Origin of the sequence: Prauserella halophila, from assembly GCF_024171895.1 — a bacterium.
In the GTDB taxonomy this organism is placed as follows: Bacteria; Actinomycetota; Actinomycetes; order Mycobacteriales; family Pseudonocardiaceae; genus Prauserella; species Prauserella halophila.
In genome coordinates this window covers 811,220-834,293 of record NZ_JAMTCQ010000009.1, presented here as the reverse complement: position 1 = coordinate 834,293, position 23,074 = coordinate 811,220, and the positions used below count along the sequence as shown (strand labels likewise).

The window sequence follows — 23,074 nt, the reverse complement described above, 5'->3', positions numbered from 1 at the left end:
TCGGAGGATGCCGGGGTCGTGATGCAGCACCTCTTCGTCGCGCGGCTGGTCACGCTCGGTCAGTCCGCCCGCAGCAGTGTTTCAACGGTCACATGGTCACGGACAATCCCTAACTGTTCCGTCCACTCTGGATCGCCTCCGCGATCGCCGAGCCGAGCTGGCCGGTCGTCGAGGTGCCCCCGAGATCCGGCGTGAGCACCGCACCGGCATCCAGCACCGTCTGCACCGCACCGCGGACGGCCTCGCCCGCGGCCTTCTCGCCGAGCTGGTCGAGCATCATCGCGGCGGCCAGGATCTGGGCCACCGGGTTCGCGATCCCCCGGCCCGCGATGTCCGGCGCGCTGCCGTGCACCGCCTCGAACATCGACGGGAACTCGCCCTCGGGGTTGATGTTGCCGGACGGTGCCATGCCGAGCCCGCCGGTGATCGCCGCCGCGAGATCGCTGAGAACGTCACCGAACAGGTTCGACCCGACCACGACGTCGAGCAGATCCGGCCGCTGCACCATGCGCGCGGCCAGCGCGTCGATGTGCAGCTGCTCGGACTCGACGTCCGGGTACTCCGCCGCGATCTCGGCGAAGATCTCGTCCCAGAACGGCATCGTGTGGATGATCCCGTTCGACTTCGTCGCCGAGCACACCCGATGCTGCCGCGTGCGCGCCAGCTCGAAGGCGTAGCGGATGATCCGTTCCACACCGACGCGCGTGAACACCGACTCCTGGAGCGCGAACTCGCCGGGACCGCCTGCGTTGTGCCTGCCGCCCAGCTCGGAGTACTCGCCCTCGGAGTTCTCCCTGACGATCACCATCTCCAGCTCGTCGGCCCCTCGGCCCGCGAGCACCGACGTGGTTCCCGGCAGCAGCCGCACCGGGCGCAGGTTGACGTACTGCGCGAACGCCCTGCGCACCGGGATCAGCAGGCCCCACAGCGAGACGTGATCCGGTACGCCGGGGAAACCGACGGCTCCGAGCAGCACCGAATCGAACGGCCGCAGCGTCTCGATGCCGTCGGCCGGCATCATCGAACCGGCCTCGGCGTAACGCTCACAGCTCCAGCCGAACTCGGTCCATTCCAGTCCGAAGCCGAACCGCTGCGCGGCCGTGTCGAGGACCGCCTGCGCCTCGCGCTGGACGTCGACCCCGATGCCGTCTCCGGGAATCGACGCGACGCGGTAGGTGGTCACAGGCCACCGACCGCGATGTACTTGGTCTCCAGGAACTCGTCGATCCCGACCGTGCCGCCCTCACGGCCGAGCCCGGACTGCTTGACACCGCCGAACGGGGCCGCGGGGTTCGACACCACGCCCTGGTTCAACCCGACCATGCCCGTCTCGAGCCGTTCGCTGACGCGAAGTGCGCGGCTGAGGTTCTCCGTGTAGATGTAGCCGACGAGGCCGTACTCGGTGTCGTTGGCCACCGCGAGCGCTTCGTCCTCGGTCTCGAACGTCGAGATCGGTGCCACCGGGCCGAAGATCTCCTCCGTGCTCATCCGGGCCTCACGCGGCACCCCCTTCAGCACCGTCGGCTGGTAGAAGTTTCCCGGACCGTCCACAGTGGCCCCGCCGGTGAGCACCGTCGCGCCCCGCTGCGCCGCGTCACCGACGAGCGACGACACCTTCTCGATCGCAGCGGAGTCGATCAGCGGGCCGACCACGACACCGTCCTCGGTGCCGCGGCCGATGGGCAGGCCCTGCATGCGCTCGGTCAGCTTGCGCGAGAACTCGTCGGCCACGGAGCTGTGCACGTAGAACCGGTTCGCCGCCGTGCACGCCTCGCCGATGTTGCGCATCTTGGCCTGCATCGCACCCTCCACGGCCGCGTCGAGGTCGGCGTCCTCGAAGACGACGAACGGCGCGTTGCCGCCCAGTTCCATCGACGTGCGCATGACGGTTCCGGCGCACTGTTCGAGCAGTGTGCGGCCGACCCCCGTCGATCCGGTGAACGACAGCTTCCGCGCGCGGCCGTCGCGAATCATCGGCTCCATCACGCCGCCTGCCTGCGTGGTCGTCACGACGTTCAGCACACCGTCGGGCAGACCCGCCTCCGCCAGGATCCCGGCGAGGGCCAGCATCGACAACGGCGTCTGCGCCGCCGGCTTGATGACCATCGTGCAGCCCGCGGCGACGGCGGGGCCGATCTTCCGGGTGCCCATCGCCATGGGGAAGTTCCACGGGGTGATCAGCAGACACGGACCGACCGGCTGGTTGGTGACGAGGAACCGCCCGCTGCCGTTCGGCGCGACCGCGTACCCGCCGTCGATGCGCACCGCTTCCTCGGCGAACCAGCGGAAGAACTCGGCCGCGTAGGCGATCTCGCCCTTGGCCTCGGCGAGCGGCTTGCCCATCTCGAGCGTCATCAACAGCCCGAGCTCCTCCTGGCGGGCCATGAGCTTCTCGTAGGCGCGCCGCAGGATCTCGCCGCGCTCCCGCGGCGCGAATGCGGCCCAGTCGGCCTGCGCGGCGGTCGCGGCCTCGAGCGCAGCGAGACCGTCCTGCGGCGAGGCGTCCGCGACCGCGCACAGCACCTCGCCCGTCGCCGGATCGTGGACGTCGAACGTCGCGCTCCCGGCCGCCGGGGCCCACTTGCCGCCGATGAACAGCTCCTTGTTCACCGCCGAAACGACACCGGCTTCACTGACCGTGCTCATGCCACAGCTCCCAAGTTCGTCGAAGATCCCGCCTGTTGACGGATTCCCGGTCCGCGCGCGGACGACCCATGACCACCCCGCCGGATCCCGGGTCCCGGATCGCTGCGTACGAGGGGCCATTGCACCGCCTGCACGGCTATGCTACGAACATTGTTGACAATCTACAACCCCGTCGGCGGTGGGCTCCGGACCCGGAACCGCGCCCCGGCGGCGCCGGGTTCGAGCCTGGACCGCAACCACCGCGTCCGGCAACCGGTGACAACGACGTCCACCGAGGTCAGCCCCCGGAACCCGAGAAGGAGCCGCAGTCATGGCCACGTTGTCCCCTCTGCTCAAGCAGGCGACCCCGGTCGTCGTCGACCACGGCGAAGGTGCGTATCTGTACGACACCGACGGCCGCAGGCACCTCGACTTCACGGCGGGCATCGGTGTCACCAGCACCGGACACTGCCACCCGCGTGTCGTGGCCGCAGCACAGGAGCAGGTCGGCAAGCTCGTCCACGGCCAGTACACGACCGTGATGCACAAGCCGCTGCTCGAGCTGTCCGAACGCCTCGGCGACGTGCTGCCCGCCGGTCTCGACTCGCTGTTCTTCGCCAACTCGGGCAGCGAGGCCGTCGAGGCCGCGCTGCGGTTGGCACGACAGGCCACCGGCAGGCCGAACGTCGTGGTGTTCCAGGGCGGATTCCACGGCCGCACGGTCGCGACCGCCTCCATGACCACGTCCGGCACGCGGTTCAGCGCGGGCATCTCACCCCTGATGGGCGGCGTGCACATGGCGCCGTTCCCGTTCGCCTACCACTACGGCTGGGACGAGAAGACCGCCACCGACTTCGCACTGCGCGAGCTCGACTACCTGTTCGCCACCGCGACCGCACCCGGCGAGACGGCCGCGTTCTTCATCGAGCCGATGCTCGGCGAGGGCGGCTACGTGCCGGCCAACCCCGAGTTCATGGCGGGCCTGCGCGAGCGCGCCGACGAGCACGGCATCCTGCTCGTGGTCGACGAGATCCAGACCGGATTCGGCCGCACCGGCAAGTTCTGGGGCCACGACCACTTCGACGTCCGGCCCGACGTCATCACGATCGCCAAGGGCCTGGCCAGCGGCTTCCCGTTGTCGGGCATCGCCGCGTCGGAGGAGCTGATGGCGAAGGCGTTCCCCGGTTCGCAGGGCGGCACCTACGGCGGCAACGCCGTGTCGTGCGCGGCGGCCGTCGCGACCCTCGACGTCATCCGCGACGAGAACCTGGTCGCCAACGCGGCCGAGCGGGGCGAGCAGCTGCTCGCCGGCGCACGGGCGGTGGCCGACAAGACCCCGGCGATCGGCGACGTGCGCGGCCTGGGCCTGCTGGTGGGATCCGAGTTCACCACCGCCGACGGCAAGCCGGACAACGCGACGGCACAGGCGGCGCAGAAGGCCGCGGCCCAGCGCGGGCTGCTGCTGCTCACGTGCGGGGCTTTCATGAACGTCGTGCGCATGATTCCGCCGCTGGTGGTCACCTCCGAGCAGATCGACGAGGCACTGGAGATCTGGGCCGAGGTCGTGGCCGAGGTGACGAAGTAAGGGGCAGGCGCAGATGAGCAGGTACATCACGATCACGCTCGACAAGCGCGGCGTGTCCTGCCGTGCGCGCCTGCTCGACGACGAGGCCCCGCGGACGTGCCGGGCCGTGTGGGAATCGCTGCCGCAGAGCGGGTCGGCGTATCACGCGAAGTACGCGCGCAACGAGATCTACACGCTCGTGCCGCCGTTCGCCGAACCGAAGCCGGGCCGCGAGAATCCGACGGTGACACCGATCCCCGGCGACGTCTGCTACTTCGGCTTCGAAGCGTGGGAGATCGGCAATCCGGCCTACGGCTACGACGCCGACAGCGAGGCGCACAGCGACCGGGGTGCCACCGATCTCGCGATCTTCTACGACCGCAACAACCTGCTCATCAACGGCGACGCGGGCTGGGTTCCCGGCAACGTCTTCGCCACGATCGAGGACGGTCTCGACGCGATGGCGACAGCGGCACAGGACATGTGGCTGCGCGGAGTCGAGGGCGAGACGATGACGTACGCACGCGCCTGACGCACGCGAACCATCGCCGACGGGGCGGGCATGCCGAACGGTGTGCCCGCCCCCGTCTGTGTCCGGCGGTCTTCGTCGGCGCTCCGATGTGCGGGCGACCGTTCCCTCGAACGAGTGATTCGCGGGAACTCACGCGACGTGATCTCACATCACCCTTCGGAGGGCGACACGCTGCGACCGTGGTTCATGATCGTTATCACCGAGCGTGATCGCATCCGTTGTCACTACACACCGTGATCCTATGCCCGGACGCTCACCCCATCCGAAAACACGAAAGAATTACGTGTTTAGACTGAGAGGATTTCATGTTTCACGTCGAGGGGTCCGGCCGGCTTTTGACACTCCGCCGGAGGCGCTGAAAGCGTTGCCGCGCTTTCGAAAGCAGCGTGTGTGTCGCGAGCACACGAATGTCAACGAATCACTCCAGATACGAAGGAGCCCCTCGAATGCAGTTCTTTGCCATGCACGGTGGCGACGTCATCAGCAACCTCCTGGCAAGCCTCGCCCACACGCTCGGCTGGCTGGTCTGAGCCACTCGCTGAAACACCGAGAGTGACCGAAGGGGCCGGTATCGTTGGCGCGGACCGGCCCCTTCGGCCCTCCCCCGGCGCCGGCCGATGGCACCTCCGCGGCAGGCACGACCCGGCGAACTCCGATGCTCGGCACCCGCGGCGACGGCACGGATGCGGATGCACCGCGACCCTGTGTCGGAACGGGCCGCGGCGGTAACCTGCAGACGACTCGGAGCGGAGGTGCCCATGGACGCGGATGTCATCGTCGTCGGCGCGGGACTGGCCGGACTGGTCGCGACGGCCACGCTGGCCGACGCGGGCAAACGCGTCATCGTCGTCGAACAGGAACCCGAGGCTTCCCTCGGCGGACAGGCCTTCTGGTCGTTCGGCGGCCTCTTTCTCGTGGACAGCCCTGAGCAGCGCAGGCTCGGCGTCCGCGACTCCCACGACCTCGCGTGGCAGGACTGGGCCGGCACCGCCGGTTTCGACCGCGAGGAGGACGCCTGGCCCCGCCGCTGGGCCGAGGCCTACGTCGACTTCGCCGCGGGTGAGAAGCGGTCCTGGCTCGCCTCCATGGGGGTCAAGTTCTTCCCGGTCGTCGGCTGGGCCGAGCGCGGCGGTTACGGCGCCATCGGCCACGGCAACTCCGTCCCGCGCTTCCACATCACCTGGGGCACCGGGCCCGGCGTGCTCGACCCGTTCGTGCGGCGCGTACGGGAGGCCGTCGACCGGGGCCAGGTCGAACTGCGCTTCCGGCACCGCGTCGACGAGCTGACGACGTCCGCGGGCGCCGTCGACGGCGTGACCGGGTCGGTACTCGCCCCCAGCACCGTCGCCCGCGGCGAGAGCAGTTCCCGCGAGGTCACCGGCGAGTTCGGGATCCGCGCGCAGTCCGTCCTCGTGGCCAGCGGCGGCATCGGCGGCAACCACGACCTCGTCCGGAAGAACTGGCCCGCCCGCCTCGGCGAGGCACCACGGTCGATGCTCTCCGGCGTCCCCGAGCACGTCGACGGCCGCATGCTCGGCATCAGCGAGGGCGCAGGCGCGCACCTGATCAACCGCGACCGCATGTGGCACTACGTCGAAGGCATCGACAACCACTCCCCCGTCTGGCCGCAGCACGGCATCCGCATCCTGCCGGGGCCGTCGTCCCTGTGGTTCGACGCGACCGGCGAGCGGCTGCCCGTGCCGCTGTTCCCCGGATTCGACACGCTCGGCACGCTGGCGCACCTGCGCCGCACCGGACACGACCACTCCTGGTTCGTGCTGACGCAGAAGATCGCCGAGCGCGAGTTCGCGCTGTCGGGTTCGGAGCAGAACCCCGACCTGACCGGCAAGGATCTGCGGATGACGCTGCAGCGCGTCAAGCCCGGTCCGCCCGGCCCGGTGCAGGCGTTCCTCGACAAGGGCCCCGACTTCGTCGTCGCCGACAACCTCGACGACCTGGTCCGCGGCATGAACGCCAAGACCGACGAGGACATGCTGTCGGTCGAGCAGATCCGCCGCGAGGTCGTCGCCCGTGACCGCGAGATCGGCAACGAGTTCACCAAGGACATGCAGATCGCCGCACTGCGCGGCGCCCGGAAGTTCCGCGGCGACAAGCTCATCCGCGTCGCGTCGCCGCACCGGATGCTGGACCCGAAGGCCGGTCCGCTCATCGCGGTGAAACTCCACGTGCTGAGCCGCAAGACGCTCGGCGGCCTGGAAACCGACCTGGACGGCCGAGTGCTGGACGACTCCGGGGAGGCCGTGCCCGGTCTCTACGCCGCGGGCGAGGCCTCCGGCTTCGGTGGCGGCGGGATGCACGGCTACCGCTCGCTGGAGGGCACGTTCCTGGGCGGCTGTCTGTTCACCGGCCTGCGCGCAGGCGAGGCGCTCGCCAGGTCGGGCTGACCGGCTTCCACGGCTGAACTGGCTTTCCACGAAAGGCGGCAGGACACGCATGAGCGAGGGCGGGACCGGCGCGCAGGCGCTGCTGGGCACGTTGGCGGGCGCCGGGGTCGAGGTGGTGTTCGCCAACCCGGGCACGTCCGAGATGCACTTCGTCGCAGCGCTCGAATCCGATCCGCGGGTTCGGGGCGTACTCGGGCTGGCCGAGGGCGCGGTCACGGGTGCGGCCGACGGCTACGCGCGGATGAGCGGCATACCCGGGGTGACGTTGCTGCACCTCGGTCCCGGCCTCGGGAACGGCCTGGCCAACCTGCACAACGCGCGGCGCGCGCATTCGCCGGTCGTCAACGTCGTCGGCGACCACGCGACGTATCACAAGCGCTTCGACGCGCCGCTCGAATCCGACATCGACGCGGTGGCGGGCACGCTCGGCCGGGTGTTGCGTTCCGAGACGCCCGCCGACGTGGGACCGGACGCGGCCGCGGCGCTGGCGGCCGCCCAGGACGCGCCCGGCGGAGTGGCGACGCTGATCCTGCCCGCGGACGCGTCGTGGAGCGACGGCGGCGTGCCCGCCGCGCCGGTCACACCCCGCGAACCCGCCCCAGTGTCCACTGTGGATTCGGTCGCCCTGGCGTGCCGCAGCGGTGAGCCGGTGACACTGCTGCTGGGCGGCGTCGCTTGCCGCGAACGCGGACTGCGCGCCGCGAGCCGCATCGCCGAGGCCACGGGCGCGCGGCTGCTCCTGGAGACGTTCCCGGCCAGGCTCGAGCGCGGCGCGGGCCTGCCCACCGTGGAACGGCTCGGCTACGTCGCCGAGCAGGCCGAACAGCAGCTGGCCGGCACGGCCCACCTGGTCGTCGCGGGCGCGAGACCGCCCGCGACGTTCTTCGCCTATCCCGGAAAGCGCGGCGACCTCGTACCCGACGGTGCGGCGCTGCACCCGCTCGCCGAGCCGGGCGACGACGTCACCGGGGCACTCGAAGAGCTGGCCGACCTGGTCGCACCCGGCACGGAGCCGGCACTCGCGCCCGCCCGCAGGCCGGACCTGCCTGCCGGCGAACTCACCGTGGCCAACTGGGCGGACGTGATCGGGGCGTTGCTTCCCGACGACGCGATCATCGTCGACGAGACCAACACCTCCGGAATGCCGATCGCCGCGGCCACCGCGGGCGCTCCCCGCCATGACGTCCTCTCACTCACCGGCGGGGCGATCGGCCAGGGCATTCCCGCCGCGACCGGGGCCGCAGTCGCGGCGCCGTCGCGGCCGGTGGTCAACCTGGAGGCCGACGGCAGCGCGATGTACACGATCTCGGCGCTGTGGACGCAGGCCCGCGAAGGCCTGAACGTGACGACGGTGATCCTCAACAACCGGGCCTACGCCATCCTGCGGATGGAGCTGCAGCGCACCGGTGCCGGCGACGTCGACCCAGCCAAGGCCGGGCTGTTCGACCTGTCCACACCGGACATCGACTTCACGAGGATCGCCGAGGGAATGGGCGTGCCGGCCGCCACGGCGACCACCGCGGAGGAGCTCGCCGACCGGTTCCGCCGGGCCCTGGCCGAACCCGGCCCGAACCTGATCGACGCCCGCATCCCACCCCTGCTGTAACCCGCGTGTTCTGCACTCACGCCCGCGTGTTCTGCACTCACCCGACTCCCGGCCACCGCCCCTCGACGCCGCGCTGACGCACACCTGCGTCCTCGCGCGTGTTCTGCGTTCGTGACACGGCTCGGGGCGGACGCTTGCGGATGACACCGTTGTTACGCCGTTCCGCGCAATTTTTACGTTTCGGTTTCCGCATCTGTTATGCAGATGTGCGGAGCCGAATTTGACTGTTTGACCTTTCTGTTCCGTCCTCGCGAAGGTGGTTCCACCCCATTCCCGCGCATCACGACATCGTGGGTACCTGCCGAGAGGAACACCATGAGGACACAGGTGACGAAAACCGTGGTCGGCGGACTGGTGTCCGCGCTCCTGCTCGCCGGATGCACACCCGCCGGTGACGACGCAACCCCGCAACTGTCCCTCGCGGTGGAGACGAGTAAGGGCGACCCGCTCGCGGACATGCTGCTGGCGTTCGCCGACCGACTCGACGCCACCCTGGGCGACCAGGTCTCGGTCACCGTGCAGTCCGGCGGGGCCACCGGTGACGAGGAGGCGGTACTGCAGCAACTGCGCGCGGGGTCGGTCGACGTCGCCGCCGTCAGCGGTTCCGTTGCGAGTCTCGACCCCACCTTCGACATCATGGAGGTGCCGTTCCTGTTCACCGACCGGGCCGAGGCGACGGAATTCCTCGACGGCGAATTCGGCCAGGAGATGAGCGAATCCCTGACCGAGGAAATCGGAGCCCGCGTGCTCGCCTTCGGGGAGAACGGATTCCGGCACATCACCAACAACGAACGCCCCATCAACACCCCCGCGGACCTGTCCGGCCTGAAGATCCGCGTTCCCGGAAGCCCGGCCCGGGTCTCGCTGTTCGAGAACCTCGGCGCGGCACCGACCCAGATCGACATCGGTGAGGCGTATCTGGCTCTCGACCAGGGCGTCCTGGACGGCCAGGAGAACCCGCTGAAGGTGGTCGACGCGTTCTCCTTCCACGAGAAACAGCAGTACCTGTCGCTGACCTCGCACATCTACAGCCCGGTGTATCTGACGATGAACGAGCAGACCTGGTCCGACCTGCCGGAGGACATCCGGAGCGGCGTCGAGCAGGCCGCCGCCGAGGCCGCCGAGATCAGTCGTGAGGCCGGCGCTGAAGCCGACCGCACGCTCAAGGCGAAGTTCGAAGAACAGGGCATGCGGATCAACGAAGCCGACGTGGACGCGTTCCGCCGGAAGGTCGCCGGTGTCCGCGACGAGATCGCCGGGGGCATCCCCGGCGATTTCGGTGACCGCGTGCTCGCCCGGACGGACGACTGAGGAGACGCCATGACCACCACCCACCCGCACCTCCCGCTCGGCGCGCTCAACACCGCGGGCCGGATCGGCCTGATCTACATGGCGTCCAGCACGCTGATGGAGGCCGAGATGTACGCGATGGCGACACCGCGCGTCACCGTGCACACGAGCAGGGTGACCCTGCCGAAGGTCACCGTCGATGGCATCGACGCGATGATGCGCTCGCCCGAGCTCCGGCAAGCGGCGGACCTGGTCGGCCAGGCACCGCTCGACGTACTGTTGTTCGGCGGCACGAGCGCATCCTTTCTGCACGGCACCGCGTGGGACCGGGAGCTGTCCGCGACGCTCGCGTCGTGGACCGGCCTGACCGGGCGGTGCACCACGACGTCGACAGCGAGTATCGCGGCGTTGCAGGCCGTCGAGGCCGGACCGATCACCCTGGTGACTCCGTACCGGCAGGAGGTCGTCGACCGGGCCGCGCGCTTCTTCGGAGACAACGGACACCCGGTCGTCTCGTCGACGGCCCTCGGCATCACCGACGATCACGCCCTCGCGGAGGTACCGCTCGAGCGCGTGTACGACCTGGCGGTGGAGGCCGACACACCGCAGGCCGGAGCGGTGTTCATCAGCTGCACCAATCTCGCGAGCGTCGGTGCCGTGGCAGCACTCGAGGACGCACTCGGCAAGCCGGTCGTCAGCGCGGTGCAGGCGTCGTTCTGGTACTGCCTGCGGCTGGCGGGGCTCACGGCCGCGAAGCCCGGCTTCGGCTCACTGTTCGAGCGCACCGGCATGGTCGAGGGCGATTCATGACGGGCACCCGGCCGAAATCCGGACCCCGAGAGGACGTCGGCGAAGGCGTCGTCGACCGGGTGCTCGGGGCGCTGGCAGCGCTGTGTCTCGTGGCGATCGTCCTGATGCTGTTCGGCAACGCGTGCCTGCGGCTGCTGGCCGACATGCCGCTGCCGTGGGTCCAGGAGGTCGTGACCGGCCTGCTCCTGTGGCTCACCATGTTCGGGTTCGTACTCGGCGTGCGCAGGCACGAGTCCATCGCGGTCCACACGTTCGTCACCAAGCTGCCCGTGCGGGTGCGCATCGGGGTCCGCATCGCCACCGAGCTCGTGACCGCCGCGGTACTCCTGCACCTCGCCTGGTTCTCGCTGCAGTACGTCGTCGACTTCGGCGGCGACTCGACGCCGTATCTCCGCCTGCCGCGCGGGTTCTTCACCTCCGCGCTCCCGGTGGGTGCCGCCGCGGGCGCGCTCGCCGTCCTGGTGCGGCTGCCCTCGGTCCGCGCCGTCGTCCTTCGCGAACGTGGGGAGCCGGCGGTATGACACTCGTGCTCACGCTGACCGTCATCGTCGGCCTGCTGGTGCTCGGCACCCCGTTGATCGTGTCGATGGGCGCCGGTGTGGCCGTGTTCTCGCTGCTCGACGGATCGTGGGTACTGCACTATCCGCAGCAGGTCGCCGACGGTATGGGCAGTTTCGTCCTGCTCGCGATGCCGCTGTTCATCTTCGCGGGCATGGTGATGAACGCGGGAGGAATCGCGGACCGGGTGTTCGCCTTCGCCCGTTCCCTCACCGGCCCGCTGCCTGGCGGCCTCGCACAGGTCAACGTGTCGACGAGTCTCTTCTTCGGCGGGATGGTGGGCACGTCCGTCGCCGACCTGTCCGCGACCGGGTCCACGATCATCCCGCAGATGCGCAGGAACGGCTACCCGGCCGCGTACGGCGCCGCCGTCACGGCGTCCTCGTCGGGGATCGGGCCGCTGATGCCGCCGTCGTCGCCGATGATCCTCTACGCCGCGGCCACCGGTACGTCGCTGAGCACGTTGTTCCTCGCCGGGATCGTTCCGGGGCTCGCGTTGACCGCCGCGCTGATGACGGTGGTCGCGGTACAGGCCAAGCGCAACGGCTGGGGCGAACGCACCCCGCTGCGGTTCGGCGACGTGCTGCGGACGCTGCGATCGGCCGTGCTCGCCTTCGGCGTGCCGGTACTCGTCGTGCTCGGGCTCGTCCTCGGCCTGTTCACGCCCACCGAGTCGAGCGCCTTCGCCGCGGTGTACGCGGTCGCCGTGTCGGCCCTGGCGTATCGGACGCTCGACTGGCGGAGGCTGTACCGCTGTCTCGTCGATGCGGCCGTGCTCACCGGTGAGGTGATGCTCATCGTCGGCGTCTCCGTCGCGCTGGGCGCCGTCCTCGCCTCCGCGGGACTGCCCGCCGCGCTGACCGAGTTCGCCGTGTCGGTCGTGCCGGGCGACGCGCAGCTCGGCTACCTCGTCGTGCTGGTGGCGGTCGCCGCCGTGGCCGGGATGTTGTTCGACCCGTTGATTCCGGTCATCATGCCCGTGCTGCTGCCCACGATCCTCGCCGTCGGCATCGATCCGGTGCATTTCGGCGTCGTCATCGTGCTGACCGTGGTGATCGGCCAGGTCACCCCGCCAGTGGCGATGTCGCTCGTCGTCGCCGCGAAGCTCGCGAAGGTCGACGCATGGCACGTGTTCCGGGCGAACGTCCCCTTCCTCGTCGCCACGGTGGTCGTACTCGCGCTCGTCATGGTCTTCCCCGAACTCGTCACCTGGATGCCCGGCGCCGTCGGGGAATGACCCCCGCATCCCTCGCATCATCGACACGACCTGGAGGCCCGGTGGAACCGAAACAACGCTCCCTGCTCCGCACCGCGACAGCCGTTCTGACGGCCGGCACGCTCGCCACCGCGCTCGGCGGCTGCACCCTGGCGGGAAGTGAACCGTCCGCGGACGATGACCGCCGGAGTGTGACCGTCGGATTCATGTACGACGTGCATGCGGCGAACGTGTGGACGATGAACGAATGCGAGTCCGACACGGTCCGCGTCGAACTCAGCGCGTTCAAACAGTTCACCGAGATCCAGCGCGGTCTCGAACAGGGACAGGTCGACGCCGCCATGATGGGTTACCAGAACCTCGGCCAGCTGCTGGACAACGGATTCGAGGACTTCCGCGCCGTGTCCGGTGTGTACCGCGGGGGCGAGCACATCACGGTCGCCGCCGGATCCGGCATCGAGGACTGGGACGACCTGCGCGGCAAGCGGATCGGGATCCCGCCGAACAGCTTCGTCGAGATGCTCTTCCGCGCGTCACTGCGCGAGAACGACGTCGACATCGCGGACATGGAACTCGTGCCGTTCGCGGGCGCGGGCCCGCCGCTGCAGACGGCGCTGCGCAACGGCGACGTGGACGCGATGGTGGCCTGGGAACCGAACGGCTCGACCGCCGTGACCGAGGGCTACGGCGTCCAGCCGCCGTTCGACATCCAGAACGGCGAACTGGGCGACGCGACCGCACTGCTGTACGTCACCGAACAACTCGCGGCCGGCGACCCCGACGTGACGGACGCGCTCGTGGACTGCCTGCGAAAGCGCACCGAGGCGCTCGACGGCGACGTCGACGCCTGGGTGACGGCGCTGCGGGAGCAGACCGGCCTGTCGGAGGAGGTCTCGCGCGCCGCGATCGAGACGGGTGAGATGGACCTGGAACTACCGCAGGAGGCAGCCGAGAACATCATCGCGGAGTTCGCCGCCAACGGACTGCTCGACGACACCAGCGACCGCGTGAGCGAGTTCTTCGACTACGGCCCGCTCGAGCACGTCACCGGCCGGCAGGCCGCCGACCTGGGCGCCGCCGGATGACCGGCGCCACCCCGTCGGGGCCGGTGGCGGGGACCGGCTCCGGCGGTCCCGGCGGTCCCGGCGGTCCCGGCGGTCCCGGCGGTCCCGGCGGTCCCGGCGGTCCCGGCGGTCCCGGCGGTCCCGGGGAGCCCGATGGTTCCGAGCGGACGACCGGAACGTCCGCACCGGGTCGCATCGCCTCACGGCTGCGGATCAGACCGCAGTACCTGGCCGTCCCGGTGCTGCTGGTGGTGGCGTGGGAGCTCGCGGTCGTGACCGGGCTGATCGACGACCGTTCGGTGCCCGCACCGCACACCGTCGCGCAGACCTGGTGGACCTGGGCCGCGGGCGCCTCCGGGGGAACCGCCGATCCCTACAGCGGTACCTGGCTGCCTGCCGTGTACGCCAGCACGCAGCGGGTCCTGTTCGGATTCGCGGCCTCCGCCGTAGCGGGCACCGCGGTCGGCCTGCTCATCGGCTGGTCACAGTGGGCCAGGATGCTGCTGCAGCCGGTCATCGACATCCTCCGGCCGATTCCGACGACCGCCTGGGTGCCGTTCGCGGTGGTCTTCTTCGGGATCCGGCCCACAGCGTCGATCTTCCTGATCGCGCTCGGGTGTTTCCCGCCGATCGTGCTCAACGCGGCCGCCGGAGCGCGCGGCACACCGGATGTGCTCGTGTCCGCCGCGCGGATGCTCGGCACGAGTCCACAACGGACGCTCCGGCGGGTCGCACTGCCGTCCGCACTGCCGTCCCTGCTGACCGGACTCCGTGTGGGACTCGCGCTCGCCTGGGTGCTGGTGATCGTGTCCGAGATGGTGGCCGTGAAATCCGGACTCGGTTTCAGCCTCTGGGATGCCTACTACTTCGGCCGCATGGACGTGATCGTGGTGGCCATGCTCACGGTCGGGCTCCTCGGCTACCTCTCCGACAAACTGCTCAACCTGGCCGCACGGCCCGTACTGAAATGGGCGCCCGATGTCCGCTGAACCGACTGCAGAGACCGCAGCGACCCTCACCCCGGCCGGCCTCGACGGCCGCCCGCATTGCATGATCGGCTGCCGCGGTGTGACGAAGACGTTCCCCGGTACCGGCGGCGACTTCGTCGCGCTCGGCGGTGTCGATCTCGACATCGCTCCCGACGAGTTCATCACCGTGCTCGGCCCGTCCGGGTGCGGCAAATCGACGCTGCTCAACCTGATCGCCGGCTTCGACCTGCCGACGGCGGGCACCGTGTCGGTCGCGGGCAGCCCGGTCACCGGGCCGTCCCCGGACAAGGGTGTGGTGTTCCAGGACTTCGCCCTGTTCCCGTGGCTGACCGTGCGCAAGAACATCGCGTACGGGCTGCGCGAGAAACGGCTGCCCAAGGCGGAGATCCGCGAGATCGTCGACGCCATGCTCGACACGGTCGGCCTCGAGCGCGTCGCCGACCACTACCCGCACCAGCTCTCCGGCGGGATGAAACAGCGGGTGTCCATCGCCCGGGTCCTCGCCATCGATCCCCGGATCCTGCTGCTGGACGAACCGTTCGGAGCGCTCGACGAACAGCGCAGATCGGGACTGCAGGACGAACTGCTGCGCATCTGGCAGCAACGCCGTAAGACCGCGGTGTTCATCACGCATTCCGTCGAGGAAGCCATCGTGCTGGGCGACCGTGTCGTCGTCATTGCCGCAGCGCCCGGCCGGGTCACAGCCGTCGTCGACGTCACCCTCGAACGGCCGCGTGACCGCACGTCCGACGCGTTCAACGCGCTCCGCCGCGAGGTCACCGCTCACCTGTGGTCCTGAGCGGGACCTCGCGGCCGGGCGCCGTGTCAGGTCCGCGCGATCTCGTGGCGCTCGCCGGCGAGCGTGCGATAGGCCCCGCGCAGGTGCACGAGCGGCTCGGCATCCGCGTGCCGGGCCCGTAGCACCCGGCCCAGGTACAGGAAGTGCGTGCCGACGTCCTGCACTCCCAGCAGGCCACACTCGAACGCGACCGCGGCACCGTCGAGGAGCGGAAGGCCGTTCCGGCCGCCGGACCACTCTTCGTCCAGGAACGAGAACCGCGGCCTGCCGGGTGCCTCCCTGCCCGCGAACGTGTCGGCGACCCGTTCCTGCCCGGCAGCCAGCACCGAGACGTTGAACTCCTCACCGGCGGCGATGACGTCGTTGATCGGGCTGCGTTGCTGGATGCAGACGCCGAGCACGGGTGGATCGTCGGACACGCGGCTGAACGCCGAGACCGTCTGCCCGAGCCCACCGGACGGGTCGGCCGACGTGACGATCGTGACCGGCGTGGCGGTACGGCTGCATGCCTTCACGAAGGCGTGGGCCAGCTCGGCGGAGTCGGCGGCGACATCATCGGACACGCGAATTCCTCCCGGCTTCGCCGATTTCGACACGGTGCGGACGGGTGCCGTATTCGTAGTCATACGTCCATGATTCAACGCAGTCCGCCCATCGGGCCAACAGTTCTTTCTGCTGCGGCCCATCGATTCCGCAGATTTCAGTACCCGCCGACACCGCAAAACCTCCGAATCGCCGCTCGTCCGAATCACCGCTCGTCCGAATCGCCGCTCGTCCGAATCGCCGCTCGTCCGAATCACTGAGTATCAGAATCACAGTGTCTCCGAAATGACAGCGCCTCCGAGTCACCACGCCTCCGAGTCACAGCGCCTCCGAGTCACAGCGCCTCCGAGTCACAGCGTAAGGACGATCTTGCCGAGTTTGCCCGGACCGCTGAACCGCTGGTGAGCGGCCGCGATGTCGCCGATCGGCAGCACCGTGTCGACGACCGGTGTGACGGCGCCGGATTCGACGAGTGGCAGTGCCTCGCGGGCCACCTCGGCGCACAGCCGGGTCCGCACGGACGTCTCGAGCATGCCGAGGCTCGACGACGACACCTCCACGCCCCGCCGCATCATCATGCCGAGGTCGACCGTTCCGGGACCGCCCGCCTGCGTTCCGACCACGACGAGCCGTCCGAGCGGTGCCAGCATGCCGAGGTTCGCCTCGAGCGCAGGACCACCCTGGTTGTCGAGGACGACGTCCATCCCATCGGGACGCCCCGCCCTGACGGCGGCGGCCACATCGCCTGCGTGGTCGGTGACGTCGACGCCGCACACGTCGCGGCACCGGTCCACCTTCGCGGCACTCGCCGTCCCGATGACGTCGGCGCCGAGCGCGCGGCCGAGCTGCGCCGCCAGCACCCCGACACCGCCGGACACGCCGTGCACCAGCAGCCGTTCGCCCGCGGTCAACCGGCCCCGGTGAACGAGGTTCCACCACGACGTCGCCAGTGCCTCCGGCAGTGTCGCGGCCGTGACGTCGTCCACCGAATCCGGCAGCGGGACGCACGCGCCCTCCGGTACGTCGACGAACTCGGCGTAGCCGCCGGAACGCAGCAGCGCACCGACCCGGTCACCGGGAGCGAACCTGTCGACCCCCGCGCCGACCTCGGCCACCTCGCCCACGCACTCGAGCCCGCCGACGCCGCCGCGCGGTGTCGGTACGACACCGCTGCGCTGGAGCACGTCGACGTTGTTCACGCCCACCGCGCGCACCCGCACGAGCACCTCGCCGTCGGCCGGATCCGGCCGCGGAACCACGGTTTCCCTCAGCACCTCGGGCCCGCCTGCCCCGTCGAACACAACGGCGCGCATCGTCGGCGACGTTCGTGCTGTCCGGTTCGTCCGTGCCGTCATGTGCCGGCCTCGGCATGGAACGCGCGGATCGTGGCGGCGAACGCTTCCGGCATCGTCTCCGGTGACGAGATGTCGCCGTCCTCCAGTACGGCCTCGCGGGCCTGCGGGAACGCGGCCGCGATGCGGTGCCGCAACGGGAACGCGCGCGGGTCGCGCGCCGACGCGACGCACAACACCGGCCCCGGATACGCGCCCACGCGGTCCTCCGACCGGTATGCGGCGACGGCGGCGTGGCCGCGATCGGCGTCGGTGTGGTCCAGCACGTCCCGCACGTACCGGCTCACGACCGGGTGGGAAACCCCGGCCATGAACCCGGTGCGACGTTGCCACAGTTCGGTCAGGTGCGAACCGTCGTCGGCGGGAGATACCACGTTGAACGGTGTCGCCGTGGCCCGGCGTCGGCGCTCCTCTGCGTCGACGTACGGCGTCGACGACAGCACCAGCGATCGCACGCGCTCGGGCGACACGGCCGCGACCTGATACGCCACGAGACCGCCGAAATGATGTCCGGCGAGGTGGAACTCCCCCACGCCCAGCGCGTCGAGAAGGCCGGTGACCGAAGCGGCCGTCTCCTCAATCGTGTTCTCCGGCGCGGGCCCGGAACCACCGAAGCCCAGTAGGTCCGGCGCGATCACCCGGTAGCCGTCGAGCAACGGCATCACCGGAGCGAACTCGTCCCAGCAGCGCGGTGTCTGGTGCAACAGCACCAACGGTGTCCCGTCACCGCACTCGACGTAATGCACCCGCCCGACGTCGGTCGTCACATATCCCGGCATGAATTCTCTCGTGATCACACGTCCTCCGCACAGAAATTTCGGAATTCCAGTCTCGGAGCGCCGCCTTCCGGGGTCAAACACCGAAACCAGAAGCGGTTCATCTGCGGAGTCGATGTCGCCGCGGAATTATCGCCGGATCGGATCGACGGCCCCGGAAAATTCGATTAACACGTCGCTGACGTCACGGCAAATCCCGCCTGCTGCACTGGGGGCGACCGCTCACCGTATCCCCGGGAGTTCCATGTCCTCGCAATCCTCGCCGATCGTGCTCAGCACGAGCCCCCGTGACGTCATCACCCCCGTGCACAGCCGCCACGAACCCCTTCTTCCCCAGCACGAGCTGAGGTTCGTCGAACCCCGTACGCCCGACGAGCTCCATTCCTCCGTCGCCGGCGCGGACTTCCTGCTCGGCGACTGGACGGGCGAACTGGGCCTCGGCCGCACCGCACTCGGACTCGCCGAACGCTGCCGCCTGATCGTGCAACCGGCGGCGGGCTACGACTCGGTCGACGTCGACGCGGCTCACGACCTCGGCATCCCGGTGGCCAACACGCCCGGCGCGAACACCCGCGGGGTCGCCGAGTGGACCGTCATGGCGATGCTGCTGCTCGTCAAGAACGCAGTGCGCAACCACGAACGTACCCGGCGCGGCGAGTGGTGGATGACCGCCGCGGCCGACGAAGGGGTCCACGACCTGGCCGGACGTACGGTCGGCATCCTCGGCATGGGCCGCACCGGCCTGGCCGTCGCACGGCGACTCGCGGCGTTCGGGACGGCACCGATCCTGTATCACCATCGTAGGCCGATTCCCGACACCGACAGCGCCGGTCTTCCGCTGCAACGGGTGTCCGATGTGGATGAACTGTGCCGGCGCAGCAACGTGCTCAGCCTGCACGTTCCGCTCACCGGAGACACCCGCGGGCTCATCGACCGCCGCCGGCTCCGGCTCTTGGGGTCCGGCGGTGTCCTGGTCAACGGCGCTCGTGGTGCCGTCGTCGACGAGGACGCCCTCCACTCCGCCCTCCGATGCCGCGAGATCGCGGCCGCCGCCCTCGACGTCTTCGGGGACGAACCGCTGACCGGGGATCACCGTTGGGCGGAGCTCGACAACGTGTTCCTGTCGCCACATCTCGCCGGATCCACCCTGGAATCACGGGAGGCGATGGTCGCCGGCGCTCTCGCGTCGCTCGACGTCGCGCTGCGCGGCGGCCTGCCGGGGACGGTCGTCAACGACGTACCGTCCCTGCCCGCACCCGGTCCGGCCCCGGAGTGACATGCGGGCACAACACGGCCGCCCGAAACCACAACACGGGCTCCCGAAACCACAACACGGCCCCGGGTCGCGGGAGTTCGCGACCCGGGGCCGTGCCATTGGTTCACACCTGGTTCAGGCGCAGGCGATCACTCGTAGATCTCGCCCTTCTCGGCCTTCGCGACCAGCGAGGCCGGCGGCTCGAAGTGGTTGCCGTAGCGCGCCGCGAGCTCCTTCGAGCGCGCGACGAAGCCCTGCACACCGCCCTCGTAACCGTTGATGTACTGGATCACGCCACCGGTCCACGGCGGGAACCCGATGCCCATGATCGAGCCGATGTTGGCGTCCTCGACCGTGTTGAGCACGCCCTCGTCGAAGCACTTCACGGTCTCGAGGGCCTCGGCGAAGAGCATGCGCTCCCTGAGGTCCTCGAACGGCACGTCGCCGCTGCCGCTGTCGAATGCCTCCCGCAGACCCGGCCACAGCCGCGTCCGGTTGCCCTCGTCGTCGTAGTCGTAGAAGCCCGAGCCCGTCGAACGGCCCTTGCGATCGAACTCGTCGATCATCCGGTCGATGATGCCCTCGGCCGGGTGGGCGTCCCACGTGCCGCCCGCTGCCTCGACGGCTTCCCTCGTCTCGAGGCGGATCTTGCGCGGCAGCGTGAGTGTGAGCTCGTCCATCAGCTGCAGCGGCGGTGCCGGGTACCCGGCCTGCGAACCGGCCTGCTCGATGGTGGCGGGCTCGACACCCTCGCCGAGCGCGGCGACGGCCTCGTTGATGAACGTGCCGATGACGCGCGAGGTGAAGAAGCCGCGGCTGTCGTTCACGACGACCGGCGTCTTCTTGATCTGCAGCGTGTAGTCGAAGACCTTCGCCAGCGTGGCGTCGGAGGTCTTCTCGCCGCGGATGATCTCCACGAGCGGCATCTTGTCCACCGGCGAGAAGAAGTGGATGCCGATGAAGTCCTCCTGCCGCTGCACCCCCTCGGCCAGGCCGGTGATGGGCAGCGTGGAGGTGTTGGAGCCGAGTACGGCGTCCGAGTCGACGACGTCCTCGATCTCCTGGAAGACCTTGTGCTTGAGCTCGGTGCTCTCGAACACGGCCTCGATGACGAAGTCGACACCCTTCAGGTCGGCCGGGTCACCGGTCGGCGTGATGCGGCCGAGCAGCGCGTCCGACTTCTCCTGCGTGGTCTTGCCCCGCTTGAGGGCCTTCTCCTCGAGCTTGGCCGCATAGCCCTTGCCCTTCTCGGCGTTCTCCTGGGAGACGTCCTTGAGCACCACGTCGATGCCGGCCTTCGCCGACACGTAGGCGATCGCCGCGCCCATCATGCCCGCGCCGAGCACGCCGACCTTCTTGGCCTGGTACTGCTCGTACCCGTCCGGGCGCGATTCGCCCGCGTTGATGGCCTGCAGGTCGAAGAAGAACGCCTTGGTCATGTTCTTCGCGACCTGGCCGGTGACGAGGCTGACGAAATAGCGCGTCTCGATCAGGCTCGCGGTCTCGACGTCGACCTGCGCGCCCTCGACGGCTGCCGCCAGGATGGCGCGCGGCGCAGGCATCGGAGCGCCCTTGAGCTGCTTGCGCAGGTTCGAGGGGAACGCGGGCAGGTTCGCCGCGAACTTCGGGTTCGACGGCGAACCGCCCGGGATCTTGTACCCCTTCTGGTCCCACGGCTGCACGCCGCCCTCGGGGTTGTCCTTGATCCACGCCTTGGCCTTCGGCAGCAGCTCGTCCACATCGGACACGAGCTCGTCCACGATGCCGAGTTCGAGAGCCTTGGCGGGCTTGTGCCGCTGACCCTGCGCGAGCACGTTCATGACGGCACTCTGGATGCCGATCAGGCGGACCGTGCGCACGATGCCGCCGCCACCGGGCAGCAGGCCCAGCGAGACCTCGGGCAGGCCGATGGCGCTTCCCTTGACGTCGGCGGCGATCCGGCGGTGGCAGGCCAGCGCGATCTCCAGGCCGCCGCCGAGGGCCGCACCGTTGATGGCGGCGACGACCGGCTTGCCCAGCGTCTCGAGCCGGCGCAACTGCGCCTTCAGCTCGTTGCTCGTGTCGGTGATCTCGGCGGCGTCGTCGGGCGTCGCCTTGATCAGGTCGTTCAGGTCGCCTCCGGCGAAGAACGTCTTCTTCGCCGAGGTCAGTACAACACCGGCGATGGAGTCCTTTTCGGACTCGAGACGGTCGATCACGACGCCCATCGACTCGCGGTAGTCCGCGTTCATCGTGTTGGCCGACTGTTTCGGATCGTCCATCGTCAGCGTGACGATGCCGTCGGAGTCCTGCTCCCAGCGGATGGTCTTGGCTTCAGTCATTGTTGTCGCTCGCCCTCACACACGCTCGATGATCGTGCCGATACCCATACCGCCGCCGATGCACAGCGACAGCAACGCGCGCCGCTCCTGGCGCCGCTCCAGCTCGTCGACCATCGTGCCGAGGATCATCGCGCCGGTGGCACCGAGCGGGTGACCCATCGCGATGGCGCCGCCGTTGACGTTGACCTTCTCCTCCGGAAGCTTCAGGTCCTTCGTCCACTTCATGACGACCGACGCGAACGCCTCGTTCAGCTCGAACAGGTCGATGTCGTCGGTGGTCATGCCCGCCTGCGCCAGCACCTTCTCGGAGGCGGGCGTCGGGCCCGTGAGCATGATCGTCGGGTCCGAGCCCGTGACCGCTGCCGACACGATGCGCGCACGCGGCGTCAGGCCGAGGTCCTTGCCGACCTGTTCGTTGCCGACCAGCACCAGTCCGGCGCCGTCGACGATGCCCGAGGAGTTGCCACCGGTGTGGACGTGGTCGATCTGCTCGACCTGGTGGTACTTCTGCAGCGCCACCGCGTCGAAACCGCCCATCTCGCCGATGCCCTCGAAGGCCGGCTTGAGCTTGGCCAGGTCCTCGACCGTGGTGCCGGGGCGCCGGTGCTCGTCGTGGTCGAGGAGCGTCACGCCGTTCATGTCCTTGACCGGCACGACGGACTTGGCGAAGTAGCCGCCGGACCACGCCGCCTCGGCCTTGTCCTGCGAACGGACGGCGAACCGGTCGACGTCCTCCCGCGAGAAGCCCTCGAGGGTGGCGATCAGGTCGGCACCGATGCCCTGCGGCACGAAGTAGCTGTCGTAGTTCGTCGCCGGGTCGGTGAACATCGCACCGCCGTCGGTGCCCATCGGCACCCGCGACATCGATTCGACGCCACCCGCGAGGAGCAACCCCTCCCAGCCGGAACGTACCCGCGCGGCGGCCTGGTTGACGGCCTCGAGACCCGACGAGCAGAACCGGTTGAGCTGCACGCCCGCGACGCTGTCGGGCAGACCGCCAGCCATCGCGGCGGCGCGCGCGATGTCGGCGCCCTGGTCGCCGACCGGCGAGACGACACCGAGGACGATGTCCTCGATCTTGGCCGGGTCGAGCCCCGGGTGCCGGCTCTTGAGCTCGTCGATCAACCCCGTGACCAGGTCGATCGGCTTCGTCCCATGCAGGGCTCCGCCCTTGTTCTTGCCACGAGGCGTGCGAATCGCCTCGTAGATGAACGCCTCTGTACTCACACCAACGGTCCTTCCTCGCGGCTGGCGGCAAGCACCCAGCCGACACGGTCGACAGTGTCCATGCATCCAGGTTCGGTGCTAATTGCTACTAACATAGTCCGCCTTGTTCCCATGGTGTCAATGGGTTGCCTGTCGAACTGTC

Annotated in this window: 19 protein-coding genes; 12 read left to right on the top strand and 7 right to left on the bottom strand. The window is 69.4% G+C overall.

Annotated features, from left to right (window positions below):
* Positions 1–109: 109 nt before the first annotated feature.
* Positions 110–1,183 carry a tartrate dehydrogenase gene (locus tag LY41_RS10075; protein ID WP_253863603.1) on the bottom strand — a complete coding sequence of 358 codons (1,074 nt, stop codon included), beginning with the start codon at positions 1,181–1,183 and terminating at the stop codon, positions 110–112.
* Complete coding sequence (locus LY41_RS10070; protein WP_253863602.1) at positions 1,180–2,646, bottom strand: NAD-dependent succinate-semialdehyde dehydrogenase; 1,467 nt, start codon at positions 2,644–2,646, stop codon at positions 1,180–1,182. The genes LY41_RS10075 and LY41_RS10070 overlap by 4 nt, the downstream gene beginning before the upstream one ends.
* Positions 2,647–2,956: 310 nt before the next feature.
* Here LY41_RS10070 and LY41_RS10065 point away from each other — a divergent pair, with 310 nt between their 5' ends.
* From LY41_RS10065 to LY41_RS10015, 11 genes are all read left to right on the top strand, one after another.
* Positions 2,957–4,210, top strand: a complete 1,254-nt coding sequence (locus LY41_RS10065) for an aspartate aminotransferase family protein (protein WP_253863601.1) — start codon at positions 2,957–2,959, stop codon at positions 4,208–4,210.
* Between the two features lie 13 nt (positions 4,211–4,223).
* Entirely contained in the window at positions 4,224–4,721 is a 498-nt protein-coding gene (locus tag LY41_RS10060; protein ID WP_253863600.1) for a DUF3830 family protein, read from the top strand.
* Positions 4,722–5,479: 758 nt separating this feature from the next.
* The gene (locus tag LY41_RS10055; protein WP_253863599.1) at positions 5,480–7,126 is read left to right on the top strand and encodes an FAD-binding dehydrogenase; all 1,647 of its coding nucleotides are present in this window, start codon (positions 5,480–5,482) and stop codon (positions 7,124–7,126) included.
* Positions 7,127–7,175: 49 nt separating this feature from the next.
* Positions 7,176–8,732 (top strand): acetolactate synthase large subunit, encoded by a 1,557-nt coding sequence (locus tag LY41_RS10050; protein WP_253863598.1) that lies wholly within the window; start codon positions 7,176–7,178, stop codon positions 8,730–8,732.
* Between the two features lie 315 nt (positions 8,733–9,047).
* Positions 9,048–10,043, top strand: a complete 996-nt coding sequence (locus tag LY41_RS10045; protein ID WP_253863597.1) for a TRAP transporter substrate-binding protein — start codon at positions 9,048–9,050, stop codon at positions 10,041–10,043.
* Positions 10,044–10,052: 9 nt separating this feature from the next.
* The gene (locus LY41_RS10040; protein ID WP_253863596.1) at positions 10,053–10,832 is read left to right on the top strand and encodes a maleate cis-trans isomerase family protein; all 780 of its coding nucleotides are present in this window, start codon (positions 10,053–10,055) and stop codon (positions 10,830–10,832) included.
* A complete protein-coding gene (locus LY41_RS10035; RefSeq protein WP_253863595.1) occupies positions 10,829–11,353 on the top strand; it encodes a TRAP transporter small permease in 525 nt (174 codons plus the stop codon). The genes LY41_RS10040 and LY41_RS10035 overlap by 4 nt, the downstream gene beginning before the upstream one ends.
* The gene (locus tag LY41_RS10030; protein WP_253863594.1) at positions 11,350–12,627 is read left to right on the top strand and encodes a TRAP transporter large permease; all 1,278 of its coding nucleotides are present in this window, start codon (positions 11,350–11,352) and stop codon (positions 12,625–12,627) included. The genes LY41_RS10035 and LY41_RS10030 overlap by 4 nt, the downstream gene beginning before the upstream one ends.
* A 41-nt stretch (positions 12,628–12,668) precedes the next feature.
* Positions 12,669–13,691, top strand: a complete 1,023-nt coding sequence (locus LY41_RS10025) for an ABC transporter substrate-binding protein (protein ID WP_253863593.1) — start codon at positions 12,669–12,671, stop codon at positions 13,689–13,691.
* Complete coding sequence (locus LY41_RS10020) at positions 13,688–14,659, top strand: ABC transporter permease (RefSeq protein WP_253863592.1); 972 nt, start codon at positions 13,688–13,690, stop codon at positions 14,657–14,659. Before LY41_RS10025 ends, LY41_RS10020 begins: the two co-directional genes overlap by 4 nt.
* Complete coding sequence (locus LY41_RS10015; RefSeq protein ID WP_253863591.1) at positions 14,649–15,458, top strand: ABC transporter ATP-binding protein; 810 nt, start codon at positions 14,649–14,651, stop codon at positions 15,456–15,458. The genes LY41_RS10020 and LY41_RS10015 overlap by 11 nt, the downstream gene beginning before the upstream one ends.
* 26 nt (positions 15,459–15,484) lie before the next feature.
* Here LY41_RS10015 and LY41_RS10010 read toward each other — a convergent pair whose 3' ends face one another.
* The 3 genes from LY41_RS10010 to LY41_RS10000 all read right to left on the bottom strand — a co-directional run bounded on the left by LY41_RS10010 (position 15,485) and on the right by LY41_RS10000 (position 18,150).
* On the bottom strand, positions 15,485–16,021 hold the full coding sequence (locus LY41_RS10010) for a flavin reductase family protein (protein WP_253863590.1): 537 nt from the start codon (positions 16,019–16,021) through the stop codon (positions 15,485–15,487).
* A 330-nt stretch (positions 16,022–16,351) separates the two neighbouring features.
* Positions 16,352–17,314 carry a zinc-binding dehydrogenase gene (locus LY41_RS10005; protein ID WP_253863589.1) on the bottom strand — a complete coding sequence of 321 codons (963 nt, stop codon included), beginning with the start codon at positions 17,312–17,314 and terminating at the stop codon, positions 16,352–16,354.
* 38 nt (positions 17,315–17,352) lie between these two features.
* Positions 17,353–18,150, bottom strand: a complete 798-nt coding sequence (locus tag LY41_RS10000; RefSeq protein WP_253863588.1) for an alpha/beta fold hydrolase — start codon at positions 18,148–18,150, stop codon at positions 17,353–17,355.
* Between the two features lie 223 nt (positions 18,151–18,373).
* Between LY41_RS10000 and LY41_RS09995 the strand changes: the two genes are divergently transcribed.
* The gene (locus LY41_RS09995; RefSeq protein ID WP_253863587.1) at positions 18,374–19,405 is read left to right on the top strand and encodes a 2-hydroxyacid dehydrogenase; all 1,032 of its coding nucleotides are present in this window, start codon (positions 18,374–18,376) and stop codon (positions 19,403–19,405) included.
* Positions 19,406–19,533: 128 nt separating this feature from the next.
* Here LY41_RS09995 and LY41_RS09990 read toward each other — a convergent pair whose 3' ends face one another.
* Both LY41_RS09990 and LY41_RS09985 read right to left on the bottom strand, forming a co-directional pair.
* Positions 19,534–21,705, bottom strand: coding sequence for a 3-hydroxyacyl-CoA dehydrogenase NAD-binding domain-containing protein (locus LY41_RS09990; protein WP_253863586.1), 2,172 nt, complete (start codon positions 21,703–21,705; stop codon positions 19,534–19,536).
* A 15-nt stretch (positions 21,706–21,720) separates the two neighbouring features.
* Positions 21,721–22,932 (bottom strand): acetyl-CoA C-acetyltransferase, encoded by a 1,212-nt coding sequence (locus LY41_RS09985; RefSeq protein ID WP_253863585.1) that lies wholly within the window; start codon positions 22,930–22,932, stop codon positions 21,721–21,723.
* Between the last annotated feature and the right edge of the window lie 142 nt (positions 22,933–23,074).